The organism is Lysinibacillus sp. FSL K6-3209, from assembly GCF_037976175.1.
Lineage (GTDB): Bacteria > Bacillota > Bacilli > Bacillales_A > Planococcaceae > Lysinibacillus > Lysinibacillus sphaericus_D.
Genome location: NZ_CP150264.1, coordinates 2,055,721 through 2,077,031, shown reverse-complemented (window position 1 = coordinate 2,077,031; position 21,311 = coordinate 2,055,721). Strand labels below are relative to the sequence as shown.

Here is a 21,311-nt window from a genome sequence, read left to right as displayed (position 1 = left end):
CTTAAATAATTGCACTCATTCCACCATCTACCACAATAACCTCACCTGTAATATAATCCGAAGCTGCAGCTGCTAAAAATAATGCAACGCCCTTCAAATCATTTTCAGCACCTAGACGCTTTAAAGGTGTAGCCCCCATTAAATAATCTTGTCCTCGTTCTATTAAAACATTGGACATTTTCGTTGGGAAAAATCCAGGGGCAATGGCATTAATGTTTACACCTGATGGTCCCCATTTCACCGCTAAATCTTTGGTTAACGTAATAACTGCACCTTTACTAGCGTTATAACCAATTGTATCCATAAAGTCAGGAAGTGTACCTCCAAGCCCTGCAATAGAAGCAATATTAATAATTTTCCCAGCTTTTTGTTCAAGCATCACTTTACCAACAGCTTGCGACATTAAAAATGTACCGTTGACGTTTACATCAAATACCTTTTGCCATGCCTCGTATGACATATCGACAGCCGGCGCCCCCCATGATGCCCCACTGTTGTTTACTAAAATATCAATTTTACCAAAGGTTTCTAATGTCTTTGACACAACATGGGCAATTTCCTCTGGTTTCGTCACATCACAGGCAAGCGCAAGTGTCTGAACACCCAATTGTGCAAGTTGTGAAGCTATTTCCTCACAAGCCTCCACTTTGCGTGAGCACAGCACAACATTGGCACCAGCCTCTGCAAAGCCTTGCGCAATTTGTGCACCAAGTCCGCGACCACCACCTGTAACAATAGCCGTTTTCCCTTGCAAGCTAAATAGGTCAAGAACAGTCATTTTACCAGCTCCTTTTGCTTTGGGGCATGTTTTTTCAGTTCCAATTTCGCTACAGTATTACGATGTACCTCGTCTGGTCCATCTGCTAAACGCAATGTACGTGAATTCGCCCATTGCGCAGCGAGCGTCGTATCAGGACCAACGCCAGCAGCGCCAAATGCTTGGATGGCACGGTCGATAACACGCAATGCCATATTCGGTGCGACTACTTTAATCATCGCAATTTCAGCCTTCGCCTCTTTATTCCCTACTGTATCCATCATGTATGCTGCTTTTAACGTAAGCAGCCTTGCCTGTTCAATATCAATACGTGATTCTGCTATTCGTTCACGCATCACGCCTTGGTCTGCTAGCGGTCGATGGAAGGCTTGACGCTCTAGTAAGCGGCTACACATTTCTTCTAAAGCACGTTCAGCTGCTCCGATAAGACGCATGCAATGATGAATGCGGCCTGGGCCTAAACGACCTTGAGCAATCGCAAAACCTTTCCCTTCACCCCATAAAATATTGTCCACAGGTACTCGTACATTTGTAAACGTAACCTCTCCATGCCCTTCAGGTGCATGGTCATAGCCAAAGGCCGTTAACATGCGTTCTATTTTGACACCTGGTGTATCCATTGGAACTAGAATCATAGATTGTTGCTCATGGATAGAAGCCGTAGAATCCTTATGTTTTCCCATAAAAATCGCCACTTTACAGCGTGGATCTCCAGCCCCGGTTGTCCACCACTTATGACCGTTTAAAATATACTGATCACCATCTCGTTCGATACTAGCCTCAATATTGGTCGCATCACTAGAGGCCACTGCCGGCTCTGTCATCGCAAAGCAAGAGCGAATTTCTCCACGCAAGAGCGGCTCTAACCACTCTTTTTTTTGCTTATCCGACCCATAGCGTACAAGTACCTCCATATTCCCCGTATCCGGCGCATTGCAGTTAAAGACTTCCGGCGCTATTAATGATCGCCCCATAATTTCACATAAAGGAGCATATTCTATATTCGATAAACCTGCGCCATACTCGCTATCAGGTAAAAATAAATTCCATAGCCCCGCTTCTTGTGCTTTACGCTTCAATTCTTCCATAATCGGAGGAATCGCTCCCCAACGATCCGCCATTGCTTCCACCTGTGCCGCATACAGTGCCTCATTTGGATAAATATACTGCTCCATAAATTTCGTCAGTTTTTCTTGCAGTTCTACTACTTTTTCACTATAAGAAAAATTCATATGAAAGCCCCCCTTTGATTGACAACGCGAATGAAAATGAATGATTGTTCATTCTTATTCTTACATTAAATGTTACCGCTATACGGCATGTAAATCAATCATCTATTCCACAAAAATTTGAATAAAAGAGAAATTTCATATGCAAAAATAGCTAAAAAAAGCATCTCCATTTCACCTTCTTTTTACAGACATAAAAATAATAGCTATATCAAAATATCGTCAACATTATCTTTTACTATCAAAATAATGTATAACACCATCAATAAATTGTCGGATTGCAAAGGGCAGATGTCGATTTTTTAAATACACTAAATAAACATTCCTTTGTAAATTAGGGCAATCAATTTCTTTCTGAACAATCGTCTTCGCGGTTGGCCCCTGTAAATAGTTTTCAGGCAAAATGGTAATACCTAAATTTTCGCGAACAAGGGATACAGCCGTTTCAAAACGTTCGATTTCAAATTGAACATTGATTGCTTGACCAGCTTGTTCAAATGCATTTAAAATATCCTGCCTTGTTTGAAATCCATCCGTACTAATAATAAATGGCTCATTGCTTAAATCTGCAATGGTCAGTAAATCTTTCGTCGCTAACGGATGATGTAAAGGTAATACAGCGACAAGTCGTTCCTCATACAAACATTTCACTTCGAGCTCTTCATCGTCCATTAATTGATTGGTAATAATCACATGCGTTTTATAGCCTTTCAGTGATTTCTTAACACGCTTGCTACCTAAAATATCGACTAAATGAAACTTCATCTGTGGATAGCCCTTTTTATATTCGACAATCGCTTTCGGTAACCAATGCTTAATGGACTCCATTACACCGATGGTCAAATCACTTGTACCATGTACAATGACCTCGTCCATTTCAATTTTTAGCACTTCCATATTTTTTAAAATAACTTTTGCTCGTTCATATAGAAGCTGACCTGCTTCGGTTAATTGCAAATTTCTTGTATTTCTTTCAAGTAAAGAAGAACCAACTTCTTGTTCTAATTTTTTAATAGCATTACTTAAAGAAGGCTGAGAAATATGCAATTTTTCAGCTGCTTTCGAGTAATTCATATGCTCAATAACAGCGATAAAATATTGTAATTGTTTTAAATCCAAAACAACCTACCCCCCATTTATAGTTTAAAACTATAGATTAATAATAATTATATATTAGTAAATATAATTATGTGAATATATAATAAATTAACACTACAAGAATAATGTTAATGGAGTTGATAAAGAGATGTATACAATGACAGATCAAAAACAATGGAAAGGTCGCATCGATTCAACTACTAATCCAAGTAGTTTCCGATTACATCAAAAAGTAAAACGATTGGCTATTAACGATGTAAGCGCTTCACAACAAAAAAATGCTGGGATTGTCGGGTTTATATGTGATGAAGGGGTACGCCGCAATCAAGGGCGAGTTGGTGCAGCAAATGGACCCAATGCACTTCGTGGTGCACTGGCAAGCTTACCGTGGACATTTGATGAGCAACAGGAAATTATCGATGTCGGTAACATTCTTTGCCTCAATCATGCGTTAGAGGATGCACAACAAGAGCTCGGTGAAATTGTTCAAGGTCTACGCGCTAAAAACATGCAATGTATTATCCTTGGTGGCGGTCATGAAACATTATACGGGCATTACTTAGGTGTTCGTGCAGCATTACAAAAAGATGCCCGTATCGGCATTATTAACATCGATGCACATTTTGATTTACGACCATATGATGAACAAACTTCATCCGGTACAATGTTCCGTCAAATTTTAGAACAAGATCCACATACAGACTATTTTGTACTAGGTATTCAACGTTATGGAAATACACAAGAGCTGTTTGATAAAGCACATGAGCTACAAGTGAAATATGTGTTAGAAGAACAAATGACAGCAGACAACAACGCGCATATTATGAACGATCTACAGCAATTTATGGATAATCATGATTATATTTTACTTACTTTATGTATGGACGTTGTCAACACAGCCTACGCACCTGGTGTTAGTGCACCTTCTCCTTTTGGTCTAGATCCAAAAACGGTTCGAGCTGTAATTCAAAAAGTAGCATCACATCCACATACCCATTCTTTTGATATATGTGAAGTGAATCCGTTACTAGATGAAAATGGTCAAACAGTCAAATTGGGTGCTTATTTTGTCTACGATGCACTCAACAACTTACTTAGGAGGAACGGTTCATGATCGAAATTAATCAAATTACAACAGTATTTCTCGCAGTCGCGTTATTTGCATTCGGGAGCTTCCTTATTAATAAAATAAACTTTTTAAAGCGTTTCTGTATTCCAGCACCAGTTGTTGGTGGTTTACTTTTTGCAGCACTAGCCACAATATTAAAAACAACTGGCCTATTAGAAATATCTCTTGATACATCATTACAAAGCTTATTTATGATTACTTTTTTCACGACAATTGGTTTAGGTGCTAGCTTTAAACTGGTAAAGCTAGGTGGTAAGCTATTAGTCATTTATTGGCTAGCATGTGGGTTCCTTGCGCTAATGCAAAACGTTATTGGTGTATCCCTTGCTTCACTAATGGGCATTCATCCATTAATCGGTATGATGGCAGGTGCAGTTTCTATGGAAGGTGGTCACGGTGCGGCGGCGGCTTTCGGTCAAACATTAGAAGATTTAGGAATTTCATCAGCTATGACAATCGGTGCGGCGGCGGCTACATGTGGCTTAGTGGCTGGAGGTCTAATTGGTGGGCCGATTGTCAAATATTTAGTTGGGAAATACAATTTAACACCAGATGAACAAGAAGCAGAAGCCGTTGAGTATGAAAATAAACATGAACAAATTACATCGGATTCATTCTTTACACAAGTGGTAATCATCACATTTTGTATGGCTGTCGGAACGTATGTTGGAACTCTATTCTCTGAAGCTACAGGTTTCGTATTACCAGGTTACGTAGGTGCCATGTTTGTCGCTGTATTCGTCCGTAATATTTTAGATAAAGTGAAACCAAATGCCATTAACATGAAAAGTATTTCTTTAATCGGTGACGTCACATTAGGTGTTTTCCTATCTATGGCGTTAATGAGCATTAAACTATGGGAAATTGCCGATTTAGCTTTACCTCTATTTGTCATTGTTTTTGTACAAGTACTATTCATCGTTCTATTCTGTATTTTTGTATTATTTAAATTACTCGGCAAAAACTACGATGCAGCAGTTATGGTGGCGGGCTTTGCAGGACATGGCTTGGGTGCAACACCGAATGCAATGGCGAATATGTCAGCAGTTGTTCAGCGCTTCGGTCCTTCTACAAAGGCATTCCTCGTTGTGCCAATTGTAGGTGCATTTTTAATTGATGTCTTTGGTATACCTATTATTATTACAACTATTAACTTATTTAAATAACTTAAAAAAGCCGTGCATAGTCTTTATAAGACTGTTGCACGGCTTCTTCCATTATAGAAAGAACTTCATAGAATGCATTATTGTAATATGTCACTTACCGTTACACATTCATAACCTTGTTTCTGTAAATAAAGAATAACATTTTCTAGCCCGTTGGCTGTCGTTTGATGAATATCATGCATTAAAATAATACTGCCATCTTTGACAGATGCTTTGACATACGTTAATATTTTATCGGCATTGCGATGCTTCCAATCGAGTGTATCAATCGACCATAAAATAGAAGGCATTGTAATAACAGAGCGCACTTGGTCATTTGTCGCTCCATATGGTGGGCGAAAAACAGTTGGATATTGACCAATAGCTGCGTAAATGGCATTGCTTGTCCGATCCACTTCTTCTTTAACGCTTGTTTTCGCTAAATTAGTTAGCTTCGGATGATTCCACGTATGATTGCCAATTTCATGACCATCCATATACACTTGCTCTACAATTTTTGCATTGCTAGAGGCATTTTTCCCAACCATAAAAAATGTTGCCTTTACATTGTATTTCTTTAAAATGGCTAATATTTGTGGCGTAACTTTCGCATTCGGCCCATCGTCAAATGTTAAAGCTACCCGCTTTTTCGCTCCTTTTGCTACTGGTACTCCTTGATTGTAAACTTTATTATTTACGGTTAAGTCCGTTAGCTCTGAAGCCTTTATGTACCCTTTTTGATCGTCAGCTTCCACATACGCCCAGCCTGCTACTATTGTATATTGCTGCACAATCGTTTTATGCGCTAGCGTGCCTAGCACTTCACCGCTTGGGCTCGCAGTTAAATGAATAATAGCCCCTTTAGGTGCATTTACCTGCTTTTTTATCGCAGTTGGTTTTTTCAGCGCATTTGTCGCGACATAGCCAAATTCATGTCCATATTGCACATATGACCAACCACCAGGTGCTTTGCCATACACCATTAACATACTATTTTCATATAGCTGTCCAACTTTTTGTGCACTTGGACTTGGATAGGACATTAAGTTTAGGCCGCCTTTTTTCGCCACTACAGCTTTTTCCGGCGTTAGCTCTGCTAATGTTGAGGCTTCCACATACCCCTCTAACTGTGCCATTTGGATATGTATCCATTCCTCATTGAAAGCTGAGGCTTGCACAAAATTGCCTTGTTTAATATAGCCATTCACTTTGCTTTCTGTGGAAGCCTCTTCATACACCGTCGCATCCTTTAGAACTTGTTGGATGGCAGGCATACTAGCTTGAGCCGAAACATGATGCCCAATAGCCATACTACATAAAAATGCCCATAATAACGCAAAAGGTAATAATTTTTTCATTATTCTACACCGCCTTTTTACAATCACTGATGTCGTCTCCTGTGTAAAATATATTAAAAACATAGGATTGAAATCTGATAATGTTATTATACCAGAAAATAGTAAGAATCAACTAGATTTGCTAATTTACAACTTCTGTAAGAATGATTTTTGATAATCCATATCGGCGGCATACTGCTGAATTGTTTCTTCATGCTTTTATTTTTCTTTATCAAAAAAGACATTTCCTTAAGATAATGTATTCTTATCTATTCAGACATCTAAATTTCACTGTATCTCTATGCATAAAGACGTTAATCGCTATTTTGCTAACCTTTATCACATCCCCAACATTATGTGCCAATCAACGGCTGCCAAGTGGTTTGCTCTACTTCTGGTGCATAAGCCGTTCAGCTTGCTATGCCTTATCCTCCTATAGTGCTTGATATGCAGCCATTGCATCTTCAACATGTAGAGGCGGCGTCCAAACATGCCCTTCCGCATTTGTCGTAACAAAAATATACAATTCGCCATTTTTTTCAATTAGAGAAGCTAAGCAAAGCCCTGCTTCAGGTGTATAACCAGTTTTACCACCAAGAATGGCACCTTCCACCCCATCCATTTTTGAAAATAAAGTGCTAGCAATCGTTAACTCATTTGGCACTTGCGTTGTATAGCTTTTTGTCGTCATAATCTGATAAAAAGTAGGATTTTCAATCGCATATTGAAAGAGCTTGCTAATATCACGAACACTCGATATATGTGCTGGATCATGAAGCCCACTAACATTTTCGTAATGAGTATCATTTAACCCTAGTTCAAGTGCTTTATCGTTCATCAGTTCCACAAAGGCTTTCTCACTCCCTGCAATGGCCGTTGCTAGCGTGGCTGTTGCATCAGCACCTGATGCAAGTAAAGTACCGTATAGTAAATCCTCAATCGTTACAAAATCACCTGCCTGAAAGCCCGCCATCGAAGCATTTTGCGCAGTATATGTGGCAATTGTTTGTGGTGTAACCATCGTTTGCATTTGAAGATCTTTACTCGCCTCAATCGCTACAATGGCAGTCATAATTTTTGTTAATGATGCTGGATAGATAATAGCATCCGCATTTTTTTCATATAACACCTCTCCGCTATCATTTACCAATAAAGCATTTTTACTATGTAACGAAGGTAGCTCAATATCCACTACTTGTTCTTTGGACTTATTTGTATAGAGAAAAAATGCGATGACACCAATGCAACAAATTAATACAAACTTTTTCATAAAAAAACGCCTCCCACACATTATAATAGGAGGCAATTATGAATATTCCTGTAGGATATTTATGAAGAAATTCTTAAGGATTGCGGAATATTACGCGTTACATAATAAAAGCCACTGTATATCAGTAAAAATCATCGAACGCTAGAGAAATGTTATGGATTTTCTTATCGGATAATTTAAAAAATACATCCTGTGATACATCTAACTTGAGTGCATGGTCCTTGGCTAATCCAGCATAAATGCCCCGTAAAATCCGCCCAGTTAGACCATGGGATATGACAATCACGTTTTGTTCATCTTTGACACTATCGAACCAATCAGTCAACCTAGCAGCAACCGAGTCGTAACTTTCTCCATTCGGTGCATTGAAATACCAATTATAATGGTCTGTGTTTTCTAAAAAACTTGGCCAAGACTTTTCAATTTCTTTTATTGTAAGCCCAGCCCAATCTCCAACAGCCACTTCAGCTAGTCGATGGTCCTTTGCTACATCATTAAAATCATAGCCTATCGTTTCGCAAATAATTTCTGCGCTCTGTAATGCTCTTCCTAAAGAACTTGAAATAATTTTCCAATCTTGAGGATTGCCTAGTAAGCTTTTTAACATAACTGCATTTTGTTGAACTTGTTCGATGCCAATATCGGTTAAGGGTGAATCCAACTGGCCTTGGTATCGTCCTTGCGTATTAAAAACCGTTTCTCCATGACGAAGCAAATAAATAATTTGACTCAATCCCGTTCCTCCTCTATCTCTCTATTACCAATTGCTAGTCAGATTGTACAAGCAAAGTTAAAAAAGTACAAATAAATACACTAAAGAAATGAGGAGACAAAGTGGGCTATACAACCATGTATCATTTCTTGCAAACTGTGAATGTTTTATTTTTTTAAAAAATCCTACATATTTAAAGTCGCCTATTGCTCGTATCAAGAATACAACTGCACAAACCGTACAACCAAGTGTAAAAAAGTTAAATTCTTGCACATTCCGTAAGTAAATCCCTTTTATTAATAGTAGGAAAGCTGCTACCACAAGAAGGAATGCTACTAATAACGTTCCTATTTTACGAGGAACGAAAGCCGGTTCTTGGCTCCCTTTCTTTATAGGGAGTGCCACCATCGCACCCCAACGACCACCAAATGCCCAATAGACGTGTATTATGCTTATCAGAAACAGAACACATACAACGAGTAGTAATAAACTGATCATTACCTATTCCCCTCCCACTTTGTATACTACATACCAAAACATACGATAACGTATGTTTTGGTCATTTATTTGTCCCTTATAGTTACTCAACTGCAAGGGACATGTTTCTTTTTATATCTTTAGTAATAGTTCAAGCATTTTTCCTATTGTAAAATTAGGATTTTCTGTAAACCTAGTCATCCATCCTATATACGTTAAATAAGCCAGTCTTGCTCGTTCGATTGCTTCTAATTCGTCACTTCCTTTTTTTTGATATAAATGAGCAATACAACGAATTCGCTGTTCCTCGATGTCGACTAACCGCTTTGCAACAACTTGGTTATATTTAGCCCAAGTATAAATGCCTATTTCAATTTTTTTATCACTACTAAAACTGATTGTAAATAGCTCTTCTAATGAAGAATCTTCCTGCTCCATACTATGAATAATGCGCTTTGTAGCAACCATTTCCCAATAATTGAACATAGCATCTAACAGTTCTTGATGGTCACGAAAATGATGATAAAAACTACCTTTACTTATGTTCAGTATACGTGCAAGCGTTTCGATACGAACTTTATGTATACCTGCATCTGCTAATTGATGTAAACCAGCCTTTATCCAGTCTTCTCTTGTTAATTGCATCATTTCACCCTCCAACATACGCTATCGTATGTTTTCAATAGAATATAACATATTGTAAATTTTGTCAAACAACATTGGTACAAAATTTAAAATGAGGTTGGGACATAACTAAAAAAATTTAAGGAACAGAGGAAAGGTGGTTCGTAAATTTTTGCTATTATGGGAACCTGACTATTTGCAAAAAAATAGAAGTGTTCACTAGTTGTTGGTAGCGAAGGCGGTGACTCCTGCTCAGAACGCATACAACCGTAAGACGCTGGTATTCTGCGCGTTAGCGAGGGTTGCGGCTTACTGTGCTGAGCGGAAAACAACGGCGCAGCAAAAAAGTGTTAGATTGACTGCCATCAATCTAACACTTTTTCTCTTTTGTCCCAGCCTCATCGCATTCATATAAATAGCTAATCTTCCTTTATACTACCCTTGTTGACATTGATGTTGTTATGAAAGGTGATTGTAATGTGTAAAAATGTTGGTAAAACACACCCAAGTAACAATAGTAACGGCACTATTTTTTCATCAAATTCTCCCTGCTATATAAAAATCATCTATTCACTATATGAATCGTTCATAGTGAATATGATGAATGCTTATAGGTCGTCAACTTCCTAGTTATTAAAACGTACTATCAAAAAGATTTTCCGCAATCGCTTGTTCAATATCTGAAGCCGTAAATTCCATCAGTTCATTTCTTGTAATAGTAGGCTGTTGAATTAAACGATTCGACTGGATCGTCACCAGCTTTTCAAAGACATTTCGAATATAACGTCCATTTGAAAAGTTCGGGATGGATTCAACAGGAATTTGAGTTAATTGAGCTTTCATATGGTGGGTAAAGGTTTCACCATAACGATAATCGTTATTTTTACAGAGCATCGCAAAAATTTCATAAAGCTCATCCGTAGTAAAATTATCAAACTGCACAAAATGATTGAAACGCGATTTAAAACCTGGATTGGCTTGTAAAAACGCCTCCATCAGCTCGGTATAACCAGCTACAATAATGACTAAATCATCCCGTAAATCCTCCATCGCCTTTAATAAGCTGTCAATGGCCTCTTTACCAAATGCATCTTGTTTATCATGAATTAGTGAATAAGCCTCGTCGATAAATAATACACCACCGGTCGCTTTTTTCACTACTTCCTGTACCTTTAAGGCGGTTTGACCAACATAACCTGCTACTAATCCCGCTCGATCGGTTTCAACAAAATGCCCACTAGACAATACACCAAGATGTTTGTATATTTGCCCAATAATGCGGGCAACAGTCGTTTTGCCTGTTCCAGGGTTACCGGAGAAGACTAGATGATACGTAATTGGAAAACTCGTTAAGCCATGATCGACACGTAAACTTTGAATTTTAATGAAGTTAATTAAATTATGTAATTCCTTCTTGGCATTCGGCAGCCCGACAAGGCCATCTAATTGCGCCTGTAGCTTGTTAATCTCTCTCTCTACTTCAGGCGTAATACGTAAACGTTCTCCGTGGATAAACTCTCCGCTATAGATAATTTTACCAGCCTCATTATAATAATCCCCACGACCATGCTTTTCCCCATTTACAAGGTCGCCAATATAAGATGCTTGTCCATTGCCATAATAAAGAGTGCCTTTTCCTGTCATCGCATCCTCTTTAAATTGACCTTCTGCTTCTAGCACACCCTGTCTTGAATACACTTTTCCTTTACCATGCTTCATATCTTCAAAAAAATACCCTTCATAGTAAAGGGGTGTTAAAGCAGATTCAATTTCCGCTAGGCTTGGTGTTTCGGGGGCATAGTACAGCTTCCCTGCCCCTTGCATATGGTTCCACATAAAATCACCTTCATATTGTAAAAAACCACTTGGATAATATTGTCTACCTTTCCCTTTTTTCATGCCATGTACAAAATCACCTTCATAGTGTGGTCGATTTAAATATGGATATTGCGCCCGTATTTCTTTAAAAGGTGCAATGACAGTCTCTTCAAAATACAAAATACCATAGCCATCCATTAAATCATTACGAAAATGGCCCTCGTAATAAATCTTTCCATCTTTATATAAAATACCATTGCCTTGTTTTTTATTTTGAATAAATTCGCCTTGATAAATCATTTGTCCCTTTAAATACATGATGCCGTTACCTTGCTTCATATGGTTAACAAATTCACCTTCAAATAATCGTTCACCTTCTTGATCAAAAATCGTCCCCTTGCCATCGTATATATCATGACCAAAATCATTTTTTTTAACACCACCACGGTACATTAATGTTCCATCTGGGTAAAAAAGCTCTTTTTCTTGATGATTATCGTTCATTTTATTGCCATCCTTTATCATTTCAGTATATGCTCAATTATAGCGTGGAACAGAATACATATGTGCGAATTTTTAGAATTTAAGGAGAACAACATGAAAAAAAGATATAAAATACTTTTCACGATTCTATTACCCCTTATCATCCTATATGTGGCGACAACATTACTTACTCGAGATTCTACTTTTAATAAGGAAGTAATTGAACAACTCGATATTGAACAGATTAAGGAAATTGAAATTATCCGAGCATCTGATGAAAAAACAATTACAATAACAGATAGAGCGAAAATTGATGAAATGATGCATTTGTTCGAAGATAAAGCGATTCGCAAAGTGCTTTTTGCCAAGTCTGACGTAAAAGAGGCATACTGGTTAACATTCCAAATTAATGATAATCGTGAAATCGGCATACGGATTGATGATTCAACCCATCTTTTTGTATATTTATATGAAGAAAATTATATGAAAGACTATAAGCTGTTAGATAAATTGGACACGACATATATTGAAAAATTATTTTAATATGAAATAAAAATTAGCAAGATTAACAGGAACAGCATATGTAGTAAGACGCAAACTGCGCCATCCAAAATATTGCGTCTTACACTGTACCTTATCTTTTTCATGACGTTATTAAACTAACTGTTTAACCATCGTGAAATAGCTACTTCCAGGAAGATAATCTTTTATTTCCCCCACAACTAGATAGCCTCTTGCTTAAAACGTTCGAACTTAAAAATTATAGGTAGTTAACAATGCCTTTTGGGCGCCCATTTGGATTGCAGTGGCTTCTGCTTATAAAAGAAATTTCACCCCTACTTTAAAAAATAGTGGCGTATAGCGGTAACACCTATCATTCTTTACGTTTCTTCATTGCCACGACCGTGACCATAATGACGCCCAATTTTACTATTAAAATAAGTACGTAGATACTAAAAGAAATAATCGCTGGCAACAGCACCAACCACCACGACCATGTGATAACCTCTGTTAGCTTTAGCACAATAAAAATTACCGTTAATACTTCTGCTATCCCCATGTTGTCACCACCATTGCTACTTATTATAGTAAAAAGTATAACCGATTCCCTTTGTATTTTGGCATTGTATGGAACATAGCTTGCCAAAAAAATCGTTTGCATTCTATAGATAGGAGGTACTGTATGGAAGTAAATTCAAATCTAGCATCCATGGTGCTATTCATTTGCACACTCCTTTTATTTTTTATCATCAGTTCATCTGCCACATATTTTAATTTTTTTATCTCCTATTTTCGTTTTCACCCTTTAAGCGCTATATTGCTTATGACAATCACTTGTTTTTTTCTAGCGCTGATTGGTTTGAAAGATGTCAAAAATATACTGTCATTATTATTAAGCTTTATACTAATCACATTAACCCTGATTTTTGCAGGAATCATCTCTTTTACATTATTCATTGGTCACATGTTCAGCTAATAGCCCCCGTTGTTTTAAAAATGCTAGTTTTAGTCTCCCTTCTATTCATTTACAATATAAGCGAAATAGACAAAAAAGGAGCTTGCAAATGAAAATTACACAGCTAGATCATTTAGTTTTAACTGTAAAAAATATTGAAGAAACATGTACTTTTTATCAACAAATATTAGGAATGGAAATCGCGACATTCGGAGAAGGAAGAAAGGCACTTCACTTTGGCCAACAAAAAATAAACTTACATGAAGTAGGTAAAGAATTCGAACCTAAAGCCATTAGACCTACATCAGGCAGTGCTGATTTATGTTTCATTACGGATGTACCTTTACCCGCTGTCATAAAACATTTACATCAATTTGCTATTCGAATAGAAGAAGGACCAATTAATAGAACAGGAGCTCTTGGCCCCATTACTTCTGTCTATATTCGTGATCCTGACAACAATTTAATCGAAATTGCTAATTATTAATTTGAGGAGACAAACAACGAGGTATTTATGATACACAGAGTACCTCGGAAGATAATTGCTATACAATTTCCAGCTAACAATGGCTTTAAAAAGCGCAGGAAAATTGAGCTTGGAAATGATTCTCCAAGCTCATTTTTTAACAAAGGACAGGGCAAGTTGTTCTCTTTTTCTACGTTTAATCTAAGGAACTTTTGATACACCTGACACTTGATAGTTTAATAATTTCTACAATGACATTAATAAAAGTCACAGTACACAATCCAATCCCTTTTCTCTTGATTGTAGAAAAAATAAAAACTACCACTATCTATAATATTGAAGCGAGCCTTTTCATCAGAACTTATTTGAAATACAAATGGGTAATCTTCCCCGAAGGAAACTCCACTTTGAGTAAAAGAAGGATACCCGCCAATTTTATGCGTGGCATATATTTTTTCAACAATCTCATCGTAATATTCAATATCCTCCTCAAATTCAAGCCGTAATATTTCATTTTCAATGGCTGGGGCAATACTATCAGAATCTTCCCAAGCAGGTGCATCATTATTAATGAATACAGGGGTTAAAGGAAAAGGCTTTATTTTCTTAGATTGTTTATTTACCTTTTGTAATTCATCCAGTTCCGTATAACAATTTATCTTAAAAAATGAAACTAAATTATCTCTATCTAGATTATTGAATACATCGAAGTCCATATATAGAGTTAATAATTGATAGCTTGTTAATTCCTTTGGTACATAAGGTAAATTATATAAAAACATTGTACAAATAGGATCGAAATTAGATGGAATAGTTTCTCCTTCTTTTTCCCATACAACTTTGCCAATCCAACTTTCTCCTAATTCCTCTGTTGGTCGGTATCCTCCTGTTTGAAAGATAGTAGCTTTTTTAAATAGTGCATGTTTAATTTGTGCAATATTCAATAATTTCTCCTCCTAGTATGTTTGTTATCTATTATATTAAATATCCTAAAAATTCAAAAAGCCTTTTTACTGTTGTCTAACTATCCCGCTTCTGTAGAGACATGAAAAAATTTAATCTAAATGTTAATAACCTAAATATTAACATTTATCAGTATTGCATTTCCATTTACTGTTTTACAGTGATAAAGAGGTACTTATTAAATACTAAGTATCAATAAATAAAGTAGTAAAGGAGGGTTCTTGGTCGAAAGCACTCAATTTATCATCGAAGTAACTCGCACAAAGTACGTATATACTAGGAGGAAGATACATGACAACTCAACTAATTCGAGAAAAATTTTCGTTTGCAGATTTACCAGCAGTGAATTCAAGTTATGACAAAGTGAGAGAAGCATTCAAGGAAAAATTCAAAGTCAACCCTGATGGAATCGCCGTCAATAGTGAAACGTATTTTAAGGGGGTTAAGCCTGCAATCACTGAACAATATGGTCACCCATGTTTCAAAACACTTGGTGATTTTTCTTATACAAAAGGAGATGGGGCACCACCTAAGTCAATCATTGTTGGGAGCAATATTGCCGTAAATCATGGAGATGAAGCAGCTACGATGACTTTAGAAGTTCAAGGTAGCTGGCAAAGTCAACAAACATGGTCTTCTGAAAGTACAACTGGGTTAAATTTTTCCTCCAAATTTACGATTGAAGGAATTTTTGAATCAGGCATGGAGTTCTCTTTTAGTACGACTACAGGAGAATCAAAGAGTGAAACAGAATCTAAAACAGCCACTGCCAAAATTGAGGTGACAGTACCCCCAAGAAGTAAGAAGAAAATTGTAATTGTTGGTACATTAAAAAAAGAGACGATGCATTTCCGTGCACCTATTTTTGTCAACGGCATGTTTGGCGCAAATTTCCCAAAGAAAGTACAAGATCATTACTTTTGGTTCCTTAATGCAGCAAGTGTCCTAAAAAATACTTCCGGTGAAATAACTGGAACAATTCGAAACTCGGCTGTCTTTGATGTGCATACGGAGATTGGTCAAACAGAACCATTAACAGTTGAAGAATTAAACGAATTCATGGCATTAAACTAAATAGCTGGAAACTTTATCGGTGGGATCCTTCATCCCACCGATTTTCCTCTAGTAGCTACTATCACCTTAGCCTCTTAGTTTACGATAATCGCCTTGTTATGCTATTATTTTTTTGTATTTTTAAGCATAAGGAGGAGAGATTATGTCAAAAAACACAATGATATGGACCATTATTACTGCTGTTCTGACTGCTATGGTATATATAGATGGCTATTACTTGTGGGGTATCTTTTTTGTCACTATTCCTTTAGCGGTTGTATCAGCCATCATTTCAATGGTTGTTACATATAAAGAACAACGACCTGTCTATATGCTTGTAAATGTACTATTCAATTTTATTGCGATTATTGGTTTTTTTGTTTTACAAAAATAACTTTACACAGCAATAGCTATCTTAGCGCGGACACCCACTCGTAAAATTTAACTACTGCAGTTGATTTCCGCTACGTGCGGACACATCTCATTCAACAGAGCGTTAACCGCAACCCTCTGCTTGGGTTGGTTGAGGCTAACGCTCTGTGCATTTTCCCTACTCTCCGCTAAAATTTCATCACATTTTTGAGAAGAAAGTTAACCCTCTATGTTCTTTGTCTACAAATCTCATTTACTCCCCTATTTCAACCGTTCCAAATGAATCCTCATCAGCGCCATTAATTTGCCATATTCTATCAATTTTGCCCTGTCTATTAAACGTTTGTAAAACTGTTAGCTAGCAGCTTAATAATGCCTTCAATGTATTCAAAAGCGCCTCAATACCGGCGTTTAATTGATAAATTTTATCGTTCATTATTCACTTTTTCATAAATGTTTACGGTGTCCGCACAAATTTTGACGGTCTCCGAAAGCAAAAATTTCGGAATCCCACCATTGTAATGTCGGAATTTGTAATGATAGGATTAAATTAACTCGAGGGTATATCTATTGCTGTTGCAGCAAACTTATGAAATATATAGATTCTAGCGATAAGTAAAAATTTATATTGCTATTATTTTTTCATCTTTCCATAAATTCGTGAAGGAAGGTTCGTGTGAGAGATTTAAAAAAGGGCACTATTTACGCAATTATTTCCGCTTTATGCTTTGGCATAATGCCTATTTTCGCAATAAAAGCATATAGCTTTGGTATGTCCGTTTATACATTACTCGTTTTAAGATTTTCAATAAGCTCTTTATTATTCTTTATATTTCTAATATGGAAAAAAACAACGTTTAAAATAGGCAAAAAGGATTGCAAGTTACTTTTTCTATTAGGTGGTGTGTTATTTACACTGCTTTCAGTCTTGCATTTTGAATCATTAAAATATCTAACATCATCAATGGCCGTCTTATTATTATTTTCATTTCCTATATTTGTATCAATTTTTTCTTTTTTTATCTACAAAGAAAAGTTAAAGATACAATCAATCATCGCTTTATTATTCACCTTTATTAGCATGATTTTTTTATTAGGGGTTTCTTTTCAAGATATAAATATGAAAGGTGTATTTTTAGCGTTATTAGCAGCTATAGTCTACGCACTTTATATGATTCTTGGAAAAAAAGTCACTAATACTAACTCCCCAGTCGTAACAAGTACGTATGTTACCTTATTTGCTGCACTAGGTGTAATTTTAATAGGCCTAATTAGAAATGAACTACATTGGAATTTTTCTTCAAATGCATGGATTTATGTATTCTGCATTGTTGTTATTTCAACCATTATTGGCGAAATAACGTTATTTAAATCTTTACAGATTCTTAATTCAACAAATGTTTCTATGATAAGTATGGTCGAACCGATATTTACTTCTATTTTCGGCTTACTATTTTTGCAGGAAGTTATGCAACCGCTTCAATTATTAGGAGGCTTATTTATCTTAATCGGATTAACTTTTTTAATATATTTTCAAAACAAAATTTAGTTCAATTCAATTACTCATCGAAAGGAAGATTCTAAGATGATTTTAAATCTAAGTGAACAGAAACTATCCATTCCTGAAGGAACCGAAGATGTTTTAGGGCTTGATATGAGATATCGAGAACACATCATCAATATTATTAAAGAAGTATATGAAAACTATGGTTTTAATCCACATAAAACACCTATTTTAGAATACTTAGAGACATTTAACGGACACCATGGAGAAGGAGAAAAGTTATTTTTCCATATAAAAGATAAAAACGATAAGGATTTAATTGCTCGCTATGATTTAACTGTTCCACTGGCTAGAGTAGCAAGTATGTATCCTGATTTACCAAGACCTTATAAAAGATATCAAATTGGTCCCTCTTTTAGAGATGACGAGCCTGGAAAAAGTCATTTTAGAGAATTTACTCAATGCGATGCTGATATAATTGGCGCAGACAGTTTATTAGCTGAAATCGACATTACGGTAATGGCACATGAACTACTTACTATATTAGGCATAAAAAACTTTGTTTTAAAAATTAACCACCGACTACTTATACAAGCTTTAGCACTGAAAGTCGGTTTGCAGAGCAAAGAAGAGCACCTCGGATTACAAAGAGCTCTAGACTATGCTGATAAAGTGTCTAAAGATGGATTACAAGGTGTTAAAAACAAACTAATAGAAAATAATATTCCTTTAAATATCGCAAATCAAATATTAATGGAAATTGAGTGTTTTACTAACCTTTTAACTCCATTTGATGATTTACAAAATCAAATCAATCAAATTGAAAAGTTCTTTGATAACTGTCCCTCCGCAGCACAGGCGGCAGCCGATTTGAAATTTATCATTTCTTATTTGCCAAAAAATGTTCAATCCAATATAAAAATAGATTTAACATTAGCAAGAGGAGCAGATTATTATACAGGTTATATATTAGAAGGCGTTGCAATCGACACTGAAATCGGCGCAATTTTAGGCGGTGGACGATACAATCAGTTAGTTTCTGCCGTGGGTAATGCAAATGAAGCAGGCGTTGGCTTAGCCTTCGGTTTAGAAAGACTATTATCCGTTTTGAAAAGCTTAGATTATATTGATAAAAATATCGAGCTACCTTCCAAAATATTGTTAGCTGATACCAACGTAGAGTTCCATCCTAAACTATTTGTGATTGCTCGTGAATTAAGAAAATACTATGATGTGGATATTTATTATAATCAATCTCCATTTGGTGACATCGTCCATTTCGCTCAACAAAATAAGCATCAAATGATTATAGAACTTATTGGGAAGCGACCATTAGTTCACGCTGTCATAGAGAATGAGACCATGCAGTCGAAAGTGACTGATATTTTAAATAATTTAGACTGTATCTAATGATACGTACAAGATTTTAGGAACGCGATTGTTAAACAACTTTTCTTGAACGCCAATTACTAAACATCCCCCCATGGAAATATTGATACGAGGATTGTTACGTTAACTTTTGCAAGACGTAGCAATCCTATTTATATGTCGTAAATACCAGTTCATAACCGAAACTTCACAAGGCATAATAAAGCTAGCCATGATTATGAATTATCCACTTTCGCCGTCACTCGCTCCATAATTCCACTCATCTGGTATAACATAATTCTTTAAAATTACAGCCCTTACAGCGCCATTCATCCGTCGTTTGCTGAAAATCTTCAATATCCACTGGCTCGTTTGTCAGAATATCTGCTTGAAACTTTTTCATTTCCAGTACACTACGTCGAAATGTATGTAAAATAGTGTCCATATCAAATGATGTAAATGTATATTGTTTTCGCTGCCCCGTTAGTAAATATTCATTGTATACCTCAATTTTCTCTAACGTTACCCCGTATTTTTGTTGGATGTAATAGGCATAGAGCGCTAATTGCTGACGATCATCATCGGATTTTCCTCCGGTCTTCCAATCGATAATAATCCATTTATCAGCCATATCATCGTAATAATGAAAGTCCATCACCACAAAAACCTGTGTATCTTCAATTTTCATTGAGCGAAACTGTTCGGGTTCACCAATCCGTAATGAACCTGTTTGCGCAGTTATTTGCATAAACGTCTCACTTAGAAGAAAGTTTGTAAATACTGCTTCCAACCTACTTTTATAATCTGTTATCAACTCAGCATTTAGTTGACCATCATAGTAAATTTCCTGCATCATGTAATACTTATTAGGCTGATGTCGCCACAAGTCTCCATGGCGGGTCGAATCAATAAAGGCGGCATTTAATTGACCACGAGCACGGTTAACAAGCTCCACCACTGATGGCACTGCCCTCGTTTGCAAATAATCAATAATGGTTTGTTCGATGAGCCGGTGAACAATTTGTCCAAATAAAATAGGCATCGCTTGCAGCTTTTTTAAGCGATACACATGCTGATGAAAAGGTTCAACCTGATAGCTCAACCAGCCATTATGAGCAAAATAATATTCATATCCATATTTTCTGGCGCAGCTCGTTAACGTTTTATGGCGTGAAAGTGACCAAGAAAAAGCTGGGAATGGTGATATATCAAACATGAAAGCCCTCCTTATAACTGGTGGAAGAAATCATAACAAAGTTGCAAAATCAACACAATAGTGACAACGCGTAACAGAATTTTTACTTGATTTGCTTTTACCTTAGTAGCTAGGATAATGCCTATTTGTGCACCAATAATGGAACCTATCATTAAGACAATTGTTAGCGGCCATTCAATTTTTCCCGTTGCAATATACGTAATAGCTGCCCCAGCACACATGGCAAAAACGCCTACACGAGACAAACCTACTGCTTTTATATAGGAAAGTTTTTCATGGGCATAAGTATACAACGCTAACGTACTACTACCCGGACCAAATAACCCATCATAAAATCCTACCCCAAGCAAAATAGGACCTGTTTTTCGATTCATTTTAAAGCTGTCCACTTCACCAAAATCAGCCCCACCGATAAAGGACATGATTAGTGCAAAGCCTAATAAAATAATAGCAATTAGTGTTAACGTCTGACCATTCAGAAAGGAAGCAAAAAGCCCACCTAATGTTCCCCCAATTAAAGATACAAGCAAAACGGAACGCATTTCCGCCCAGGACAATTCCTTTCTTCTATAAATCGTATAAAAGCTAGAAAAAGCACTGACCATATTGGAAACTTTATTTGCCCCAATCGCTGAGTGAACCGGCACGCCCATCAGCATCATCGTTGGCAATGTGATTAAACCACCACCGCCCACTAATGTACCAATTAGGTTTCCTGCAATACCGATTACTAAAAATAAAACGTATTCCATCTAATCCTTCTTTCTGCATCCAAATGATGTTAATCTTATGTTACAGTATAACAGAATCCTA

At 36.6% G+C, this 21,311-nt stretch carries 22 protein-coding genes; 8 read left to right on the top strand and 14 right to left on the bottom strand.

The annotated features are described in order from the left end of the window. Position 1: 1 nt before the first annotated feature. The 3 genes from MHH88_RS09925 to MHH88_RS09915 form a co-directional block, all read right to left on the bottom strand. Entirely contained in the window at positions 2-778 is a 777-nt protein-coding gene (locus MHH88_RS09925) for an SDR family oxidoreductase (protein ID WP_339262737.1), read from the bottom strand. Then, positions 775-2,010, bottom strand: a complete 1,236-nt coding sequence (locus tag MHH88_RS09920) for an acyl-CoA dehydrogenase family protein (protein ID WP_339262736.1) — start codon at positions 2,008-2,010, stop codon at positions 775-777. The genes MHH88_RS09925 and MHH88_RS09920 overlap by 4 nt, the downstream gene beginning before the upstream one ends. Positions 2,011-2,235: 225 nt before the next feature. Beyond that, positions 2,236-3,126: a LysR family transcriptional regulator gene (locus MHH88_RS09915; RefSeq protein ID WP_069512749.1), complete on the bottom strand. Its 891-nt coding sequence runs from the start codon at positions 3,124-3,126 to the stop codon at positions 2,236-2,238. A gap of 127 nt (positions 3,127-3,253) precedes the next feature. Between MHH88_RS09915 and hutG the strand changes: the two genes are divergently transcribed. Together hutG and gltS are read left to right on the top strand one after the other, a co-directional pair. Beyond that, a complete protein-coding gene (gene hutG / locus MHH88_RS09910; RefSeq protein WP_069512750.1) occupies positions 3,254-4,219 on the top strand; it encodes a formimidoylglutamase in 966 nt (321 codons plus the stop codon). Beyond that, positions 4,216-5,400, top strand: a complete 1,185-nt coding sequence (gltS, locus tag MHH88_RS09905) for a sodium/glutamate symporter (protein ID WP_339262733.1) — start codon at positions 4,216-4,218, stop codon at positions 5,398-5,400. The genes hutG and gltS overlap by 4 nt, the downstream gene beginning before the upstream one ends. Positions 5,401-5,477: 77 nt before the next feature. Here gltS and MHH88_RS09900 read toward each other — a convergent pair whose 3' ends face one another. The 6 genes from MHH88_RS09900 to MHH88_RS09875 all read right to left on the bottom strand — a co-directional run bounded on the left by MHH88_RS09900 (position 5,478) and on the right by MHH88_RS09875 (position 12,121). Beyond that, the gene (locus MHH88_RS09900) at positions 5,478-6,737 is read right to left on the bottom strand and encodes a polysaccharide deacetylase family protein (protein WP_339262732.1); all 1,260 of its coding nucleotides are present in this window, start codon (positions 6,735-6,737) and stop codon (positions 5,478-5,480) included. Positions 6,738-7,149: 412 nt separating this feature from the next. Beyond that, on the bottom strand, positions 7,150-7,986 hold the full coding sequence (locus MHH88_RS09895) for a serine hydrolase (RefSeq protein ID WP_103976727.1): 837 nt from the start codon (positions 7,984-7,986) through the stop codon (positions 7,150-7,152). Between the two features lie 121 nt (positions 7,987-8,107). Beyond that, positions 8,108-8,719, bottom strand: coding sequence for a histidine phosphatase family protein (locus tag MHH88_RS09890; RefSeq protein WP_339262730.1), 612 nt, complete (start codon positions 8,717-8,719; stop codon positions 8,108-8,110). A gap of 57 nt (positions 8,720-8,776) precedes the next feature. Further along, a complete protein-coding gene (locus tag MHH88_RS09885) occupies positions 8,777-9,196 on the bottom strand; it encodes a DUF3995 domain-containing protein (protein ID WP_339262728.1) in 420 nt (139 codons plus the stop codon). A 111-nt stretch (positions 9,197-9,307) separates the two neighbouring features. Further along, a complete protein-coding gene (locus tag MHH88_RS09880; RefSeq protein ID WP_339263037.1) occupies positions 9,308-9,820 on the bottom strand; it encodes a TetR/AcrR family transcriptional regulator in 513 nt (170 codons plus the stop codon). Positions 9,821-10,432: 612 nt separating this feature from the next. After that, a complete protein-coding gene (locus MHH88_RS09875; RefSeq protein ID WP_339262726.1) occupies positions 10,433-12,121 on the bottom strand; it encodes an AAA family ATPase in 1,689 nt (562 codons plus the stop codon). Positions 12,122-12,214: 93 nt separating this feature from the next. Between MHH88_RS09875 and MHH88_RS09870 the strand changes: the two genes are divergently transcribed. Next, positions 12,215-12,643, top strand: a complete 429-nt coding sequence (locus MHH88_RS09870) for a hypothetical protein (RefSeq protein ID WP_339262725.1) — start codon at positions 12,215-12,217, stop codon at positions 12,641-12,643. 331 nt (positions 12,644-12,974) lie between these two features. Here MHH88_RS09870 and MHH88_RS09865 read toward each other — a convergent pair whose 3' ends face one another. Both MHH88_RS09865 and MHH88_RS09860 read right to left on the bottom strand, forming a co-directional pair. After that, the gene (locus tag MHH88_RS09865) at positions 12,975-13,160 is read right to left on the bottom strand and encodes a transmembrane Fragile-X-F protein (protein WP_339262724.1); all 186 of its coding nucleotides are present in this window, start codon (positions 13,158-13,160) and stop codon (positions 12,975-12,977) included. 239 nt (positions 13,161-13,399) lie between these two features. Continuing rightward, positions 13,400-13,558, bottom strand: coding sequence for a hypothetical protein (locus MHH88_RS09860; RefSeq protein ID WP_339262722.1), 159 nt, complete (start codon positions 13,556-13,558; stop codon positions 13,400-13,402). 107 nt (positions 13,559-13,665) lie between these two features. Between MHH88_RS09860 and MHH88_RS09855 the strand changes: the two genes are divergently transcribed. Then, complete coding sequence (locus MHH88_RS09855) at positions 13,666-14,043, top strand: VOC family protein (protein ID WP_339262720.1); 378 nt, start codon at positions 13,666-13,668, stop codon at positions 14,041-14,043. A 236-nt stretch (positions 14,044-14,279) separates the two neighbouring features. Here the strand turns inward: MHH88_RS09855 and MHH88_RS09850 are convergent, their stop codons facing one another. Continuing rightward, entirely contained in the window at positions 14,280-14,966 is a 687-nt protein-coding gene (locus tag MHH88_RS09850) for a DUF1963 domain-containing protein (protein ID WP_339262719.1), read from the bottom strand. Between the two features lie 310 nt (positions 14,967-15,276). Between MHH88_RS09850 and MHH88_RS09845 the strand changes: the two genes are divergently transcribed. From MHH88_RS09845 to MHH88_RS09830, 4 genes are all read left to right on the top strand, one after another. Beyond that, positions 15,277-16,059, top strand: a complete 783-nt coding sequence (locus tag MHH88_RS09845; protein WP_024361905.1) for a hypothetical protein — start codon at positions 15,277-15,279, stop codon at positions 16,057-16,059. A 142-nt stretch (positions 16,060-16,201) separates the two neighbouring features. Next, positions 16,202-16,432, top strand: coding sequence for a hypothetical protein (locus MHH88_RS09840; protein WP_069512763.1), 231 nt, complete (start codon positions 16,202-16,204; stop codon positions 16,430-16,432). Between the two features lie 654 nt (positions 16,433-17,086). Continuing rightward, the gene (locus MHH88_RS09835) at positions 17,087-17,959 is read left to right on the top strand and encodes a DMT family transporter (protein WP_339262717.1); all 873 of its coding nucleotides are present in this window, start codon (positions 17,087-17,089) and stop codon (positions 17,957-17,959) included. Between the two features lie 36 nt (positions 17,960-17,995). Further along, on the top strand, positions 17,996-19,324 hold the full coding sequence (locus MHH88_RS09830; RefSeq protein ID WP_103976729.1) for an ATP phosphoribosyltransferase regulatory subunit: 1,329 nt from the start codon (positions 17,996-17,998) through the stop codon (positions 19,322-19,324). Between the two features lie 238 nt (positions 19,325-19,562). Here the strand turns inward: MHH88_RS09830 and MHH88_RS09825 are convergent, their stop codons facing one another. Beyond that, a complete protein-coding gene (locus MHH88_RS09825; RefSeq protein WP_339262714.1) occupies positions 19,563-20,498 on the bottom strand; it encodes a PD-(D/E)XK nuclease family protein in 936 nt (311 codons plus the stop codon). An 11-nt stretch (positions 20,499-20,509) separates the two neighbouring features. Beyond that, a complete protein-coding gene (locus MHH88_RS09820) occupies positions 20,510-21,250 on the bottom strand; it encodes a TSUP family transporter (RefSeq protein WP_024361912.1) in 741 nt (246 codons plus the stop codon). Positions 21,251-21,311 lie beyond the last annotated feature (61 nt).

Excerpts from the sequence above, each read along its gene's own strand:
- MHH88_RS09920 (WP_339262736.1), bottom strand. The coding sequence starts at position 2,010 with ATGAATTTTTCTTATAGTGAAAAAGTAGTAGAACTGCAAGAAAAACTG.
- MHH88_RS09830 (WP_103976729.1), top strand. The coding sequence starts at position 17,996 with ATGATTTTAAATCTAAGTGAACAGAAACTATCCATTCCTGAAGGAACC.
- MHH88_RS09865 (WP_339262724.1), bottom strand. The coding sequence starts at position 13,160 with ATGGGGATAGCAGAAGTATTAACGGTAATTTTTATTGTGCTAAAGCTA.
- MHH88_RS09845 (WP_024361905.1), top strand. The coding sequence starts at position 15,277 with ATGACAACTCAACTAATTCGAGAAAAATTTTCGTTTGCAGATTTACCA.
- MHH88_RS09860 (WP_339262722.1), bottom strand. The coding sequence starts at position 13,558 with ATGAATAATGTAAAAGAGATGATTCCTGCAAAAATCAGGGTTAATGTG.
- MHH88_RS09885 (WP_339262728.1), bottom strand. The coding sequence starts at position 9,196 with ATGATCAGTTTATTACTACTCGTTGTATGTGTTCTGTTTCTGATAAGC.
- MHH88_RS09925 (WP_339262737.1), bottom strand. The coding sequence starts at position 778 with ATGACTGTTCTTGACCTATTTAGCTTGCAAGGGAAAACGGCTATTGTT.
- MHH88_RS09900 (WP_339262732.1), bottom strand. The coding sequence starts at position 6,737 with ATGAAAAAATTATTACCTTTTGCGTTATTATGGGCATTTTTATGTAGT.
- MHH88_RS09875 (WP_339262726.1), bottom strand. The coding sequence starts at position 12,121 with ATGAACGATAATCATCAAGAAAAAGAGCTTTTTTACCCAGATGGAACA.
- MHH88_RS09820 (WP_024361912.1), bottom strand. The coding sequence starts at position 21,250 with ATGGAATACGTTTTATTTTTAGTAATCGGTATTGCAGGAAACCTAATT.
- MHH88_RS09895 (WP_103976727.1), bottom strand. The coding sequence starts at position 7,986 with ATGAAAAAGTTTGTATTAATTTGTTGCATTGGTGTCATCGCATTTTTT.
- gltS (WP_339262733.1), top strand. The coding sequence starts at position 4,216 with ATGATCGAAATTAATCAAATTACAACAGTATTTCTCGCAGTCGCGTTA.
- MHH88_RS09870 (WP_339262725.1), top strand. The coding sequence starts at position 12,215 with ATGAAAAAAAGATATAAAATACTTTTCACGATTCTATTACCCCTTATC.
- hutG (WP_069512750.1), top strand. The coding sequence starts at position 3,254 with ATGTATACAATGACAGATCAAAAACAATGGAAAGGTCGCATCGATTCA.
- MHH88_RS09855 (WP_339262720.1), top strand. The coding sequence starts at position 13,666 with ATGAAAATTACACAGCTAGATCATTTAGTTTTAACTGTAAAAAATATT.
- MHH88_RS09880 (WP_339263037.1), bottom strand. The coding sequence starts at position 9,820 with ATGCAATTAACAAGAGAAGACTGGATAAAGGCTGGTTTACATCAATTA.
- MHH88_RS09840 (WP_069512763.1), top strand. The coding sequence starts at position 16,202 with ATGTCAAAAAACACAATGATATGGACCATTATTACTGCTGTTCTGACT.
- MHH88_RS09825 (WP_339262714.1), bottom strand. The coding sequence starts at position 20,498 with ATGTTTGATATATCACCATTCCCAGCTTTTTCTTGGTCACTTTCACGC.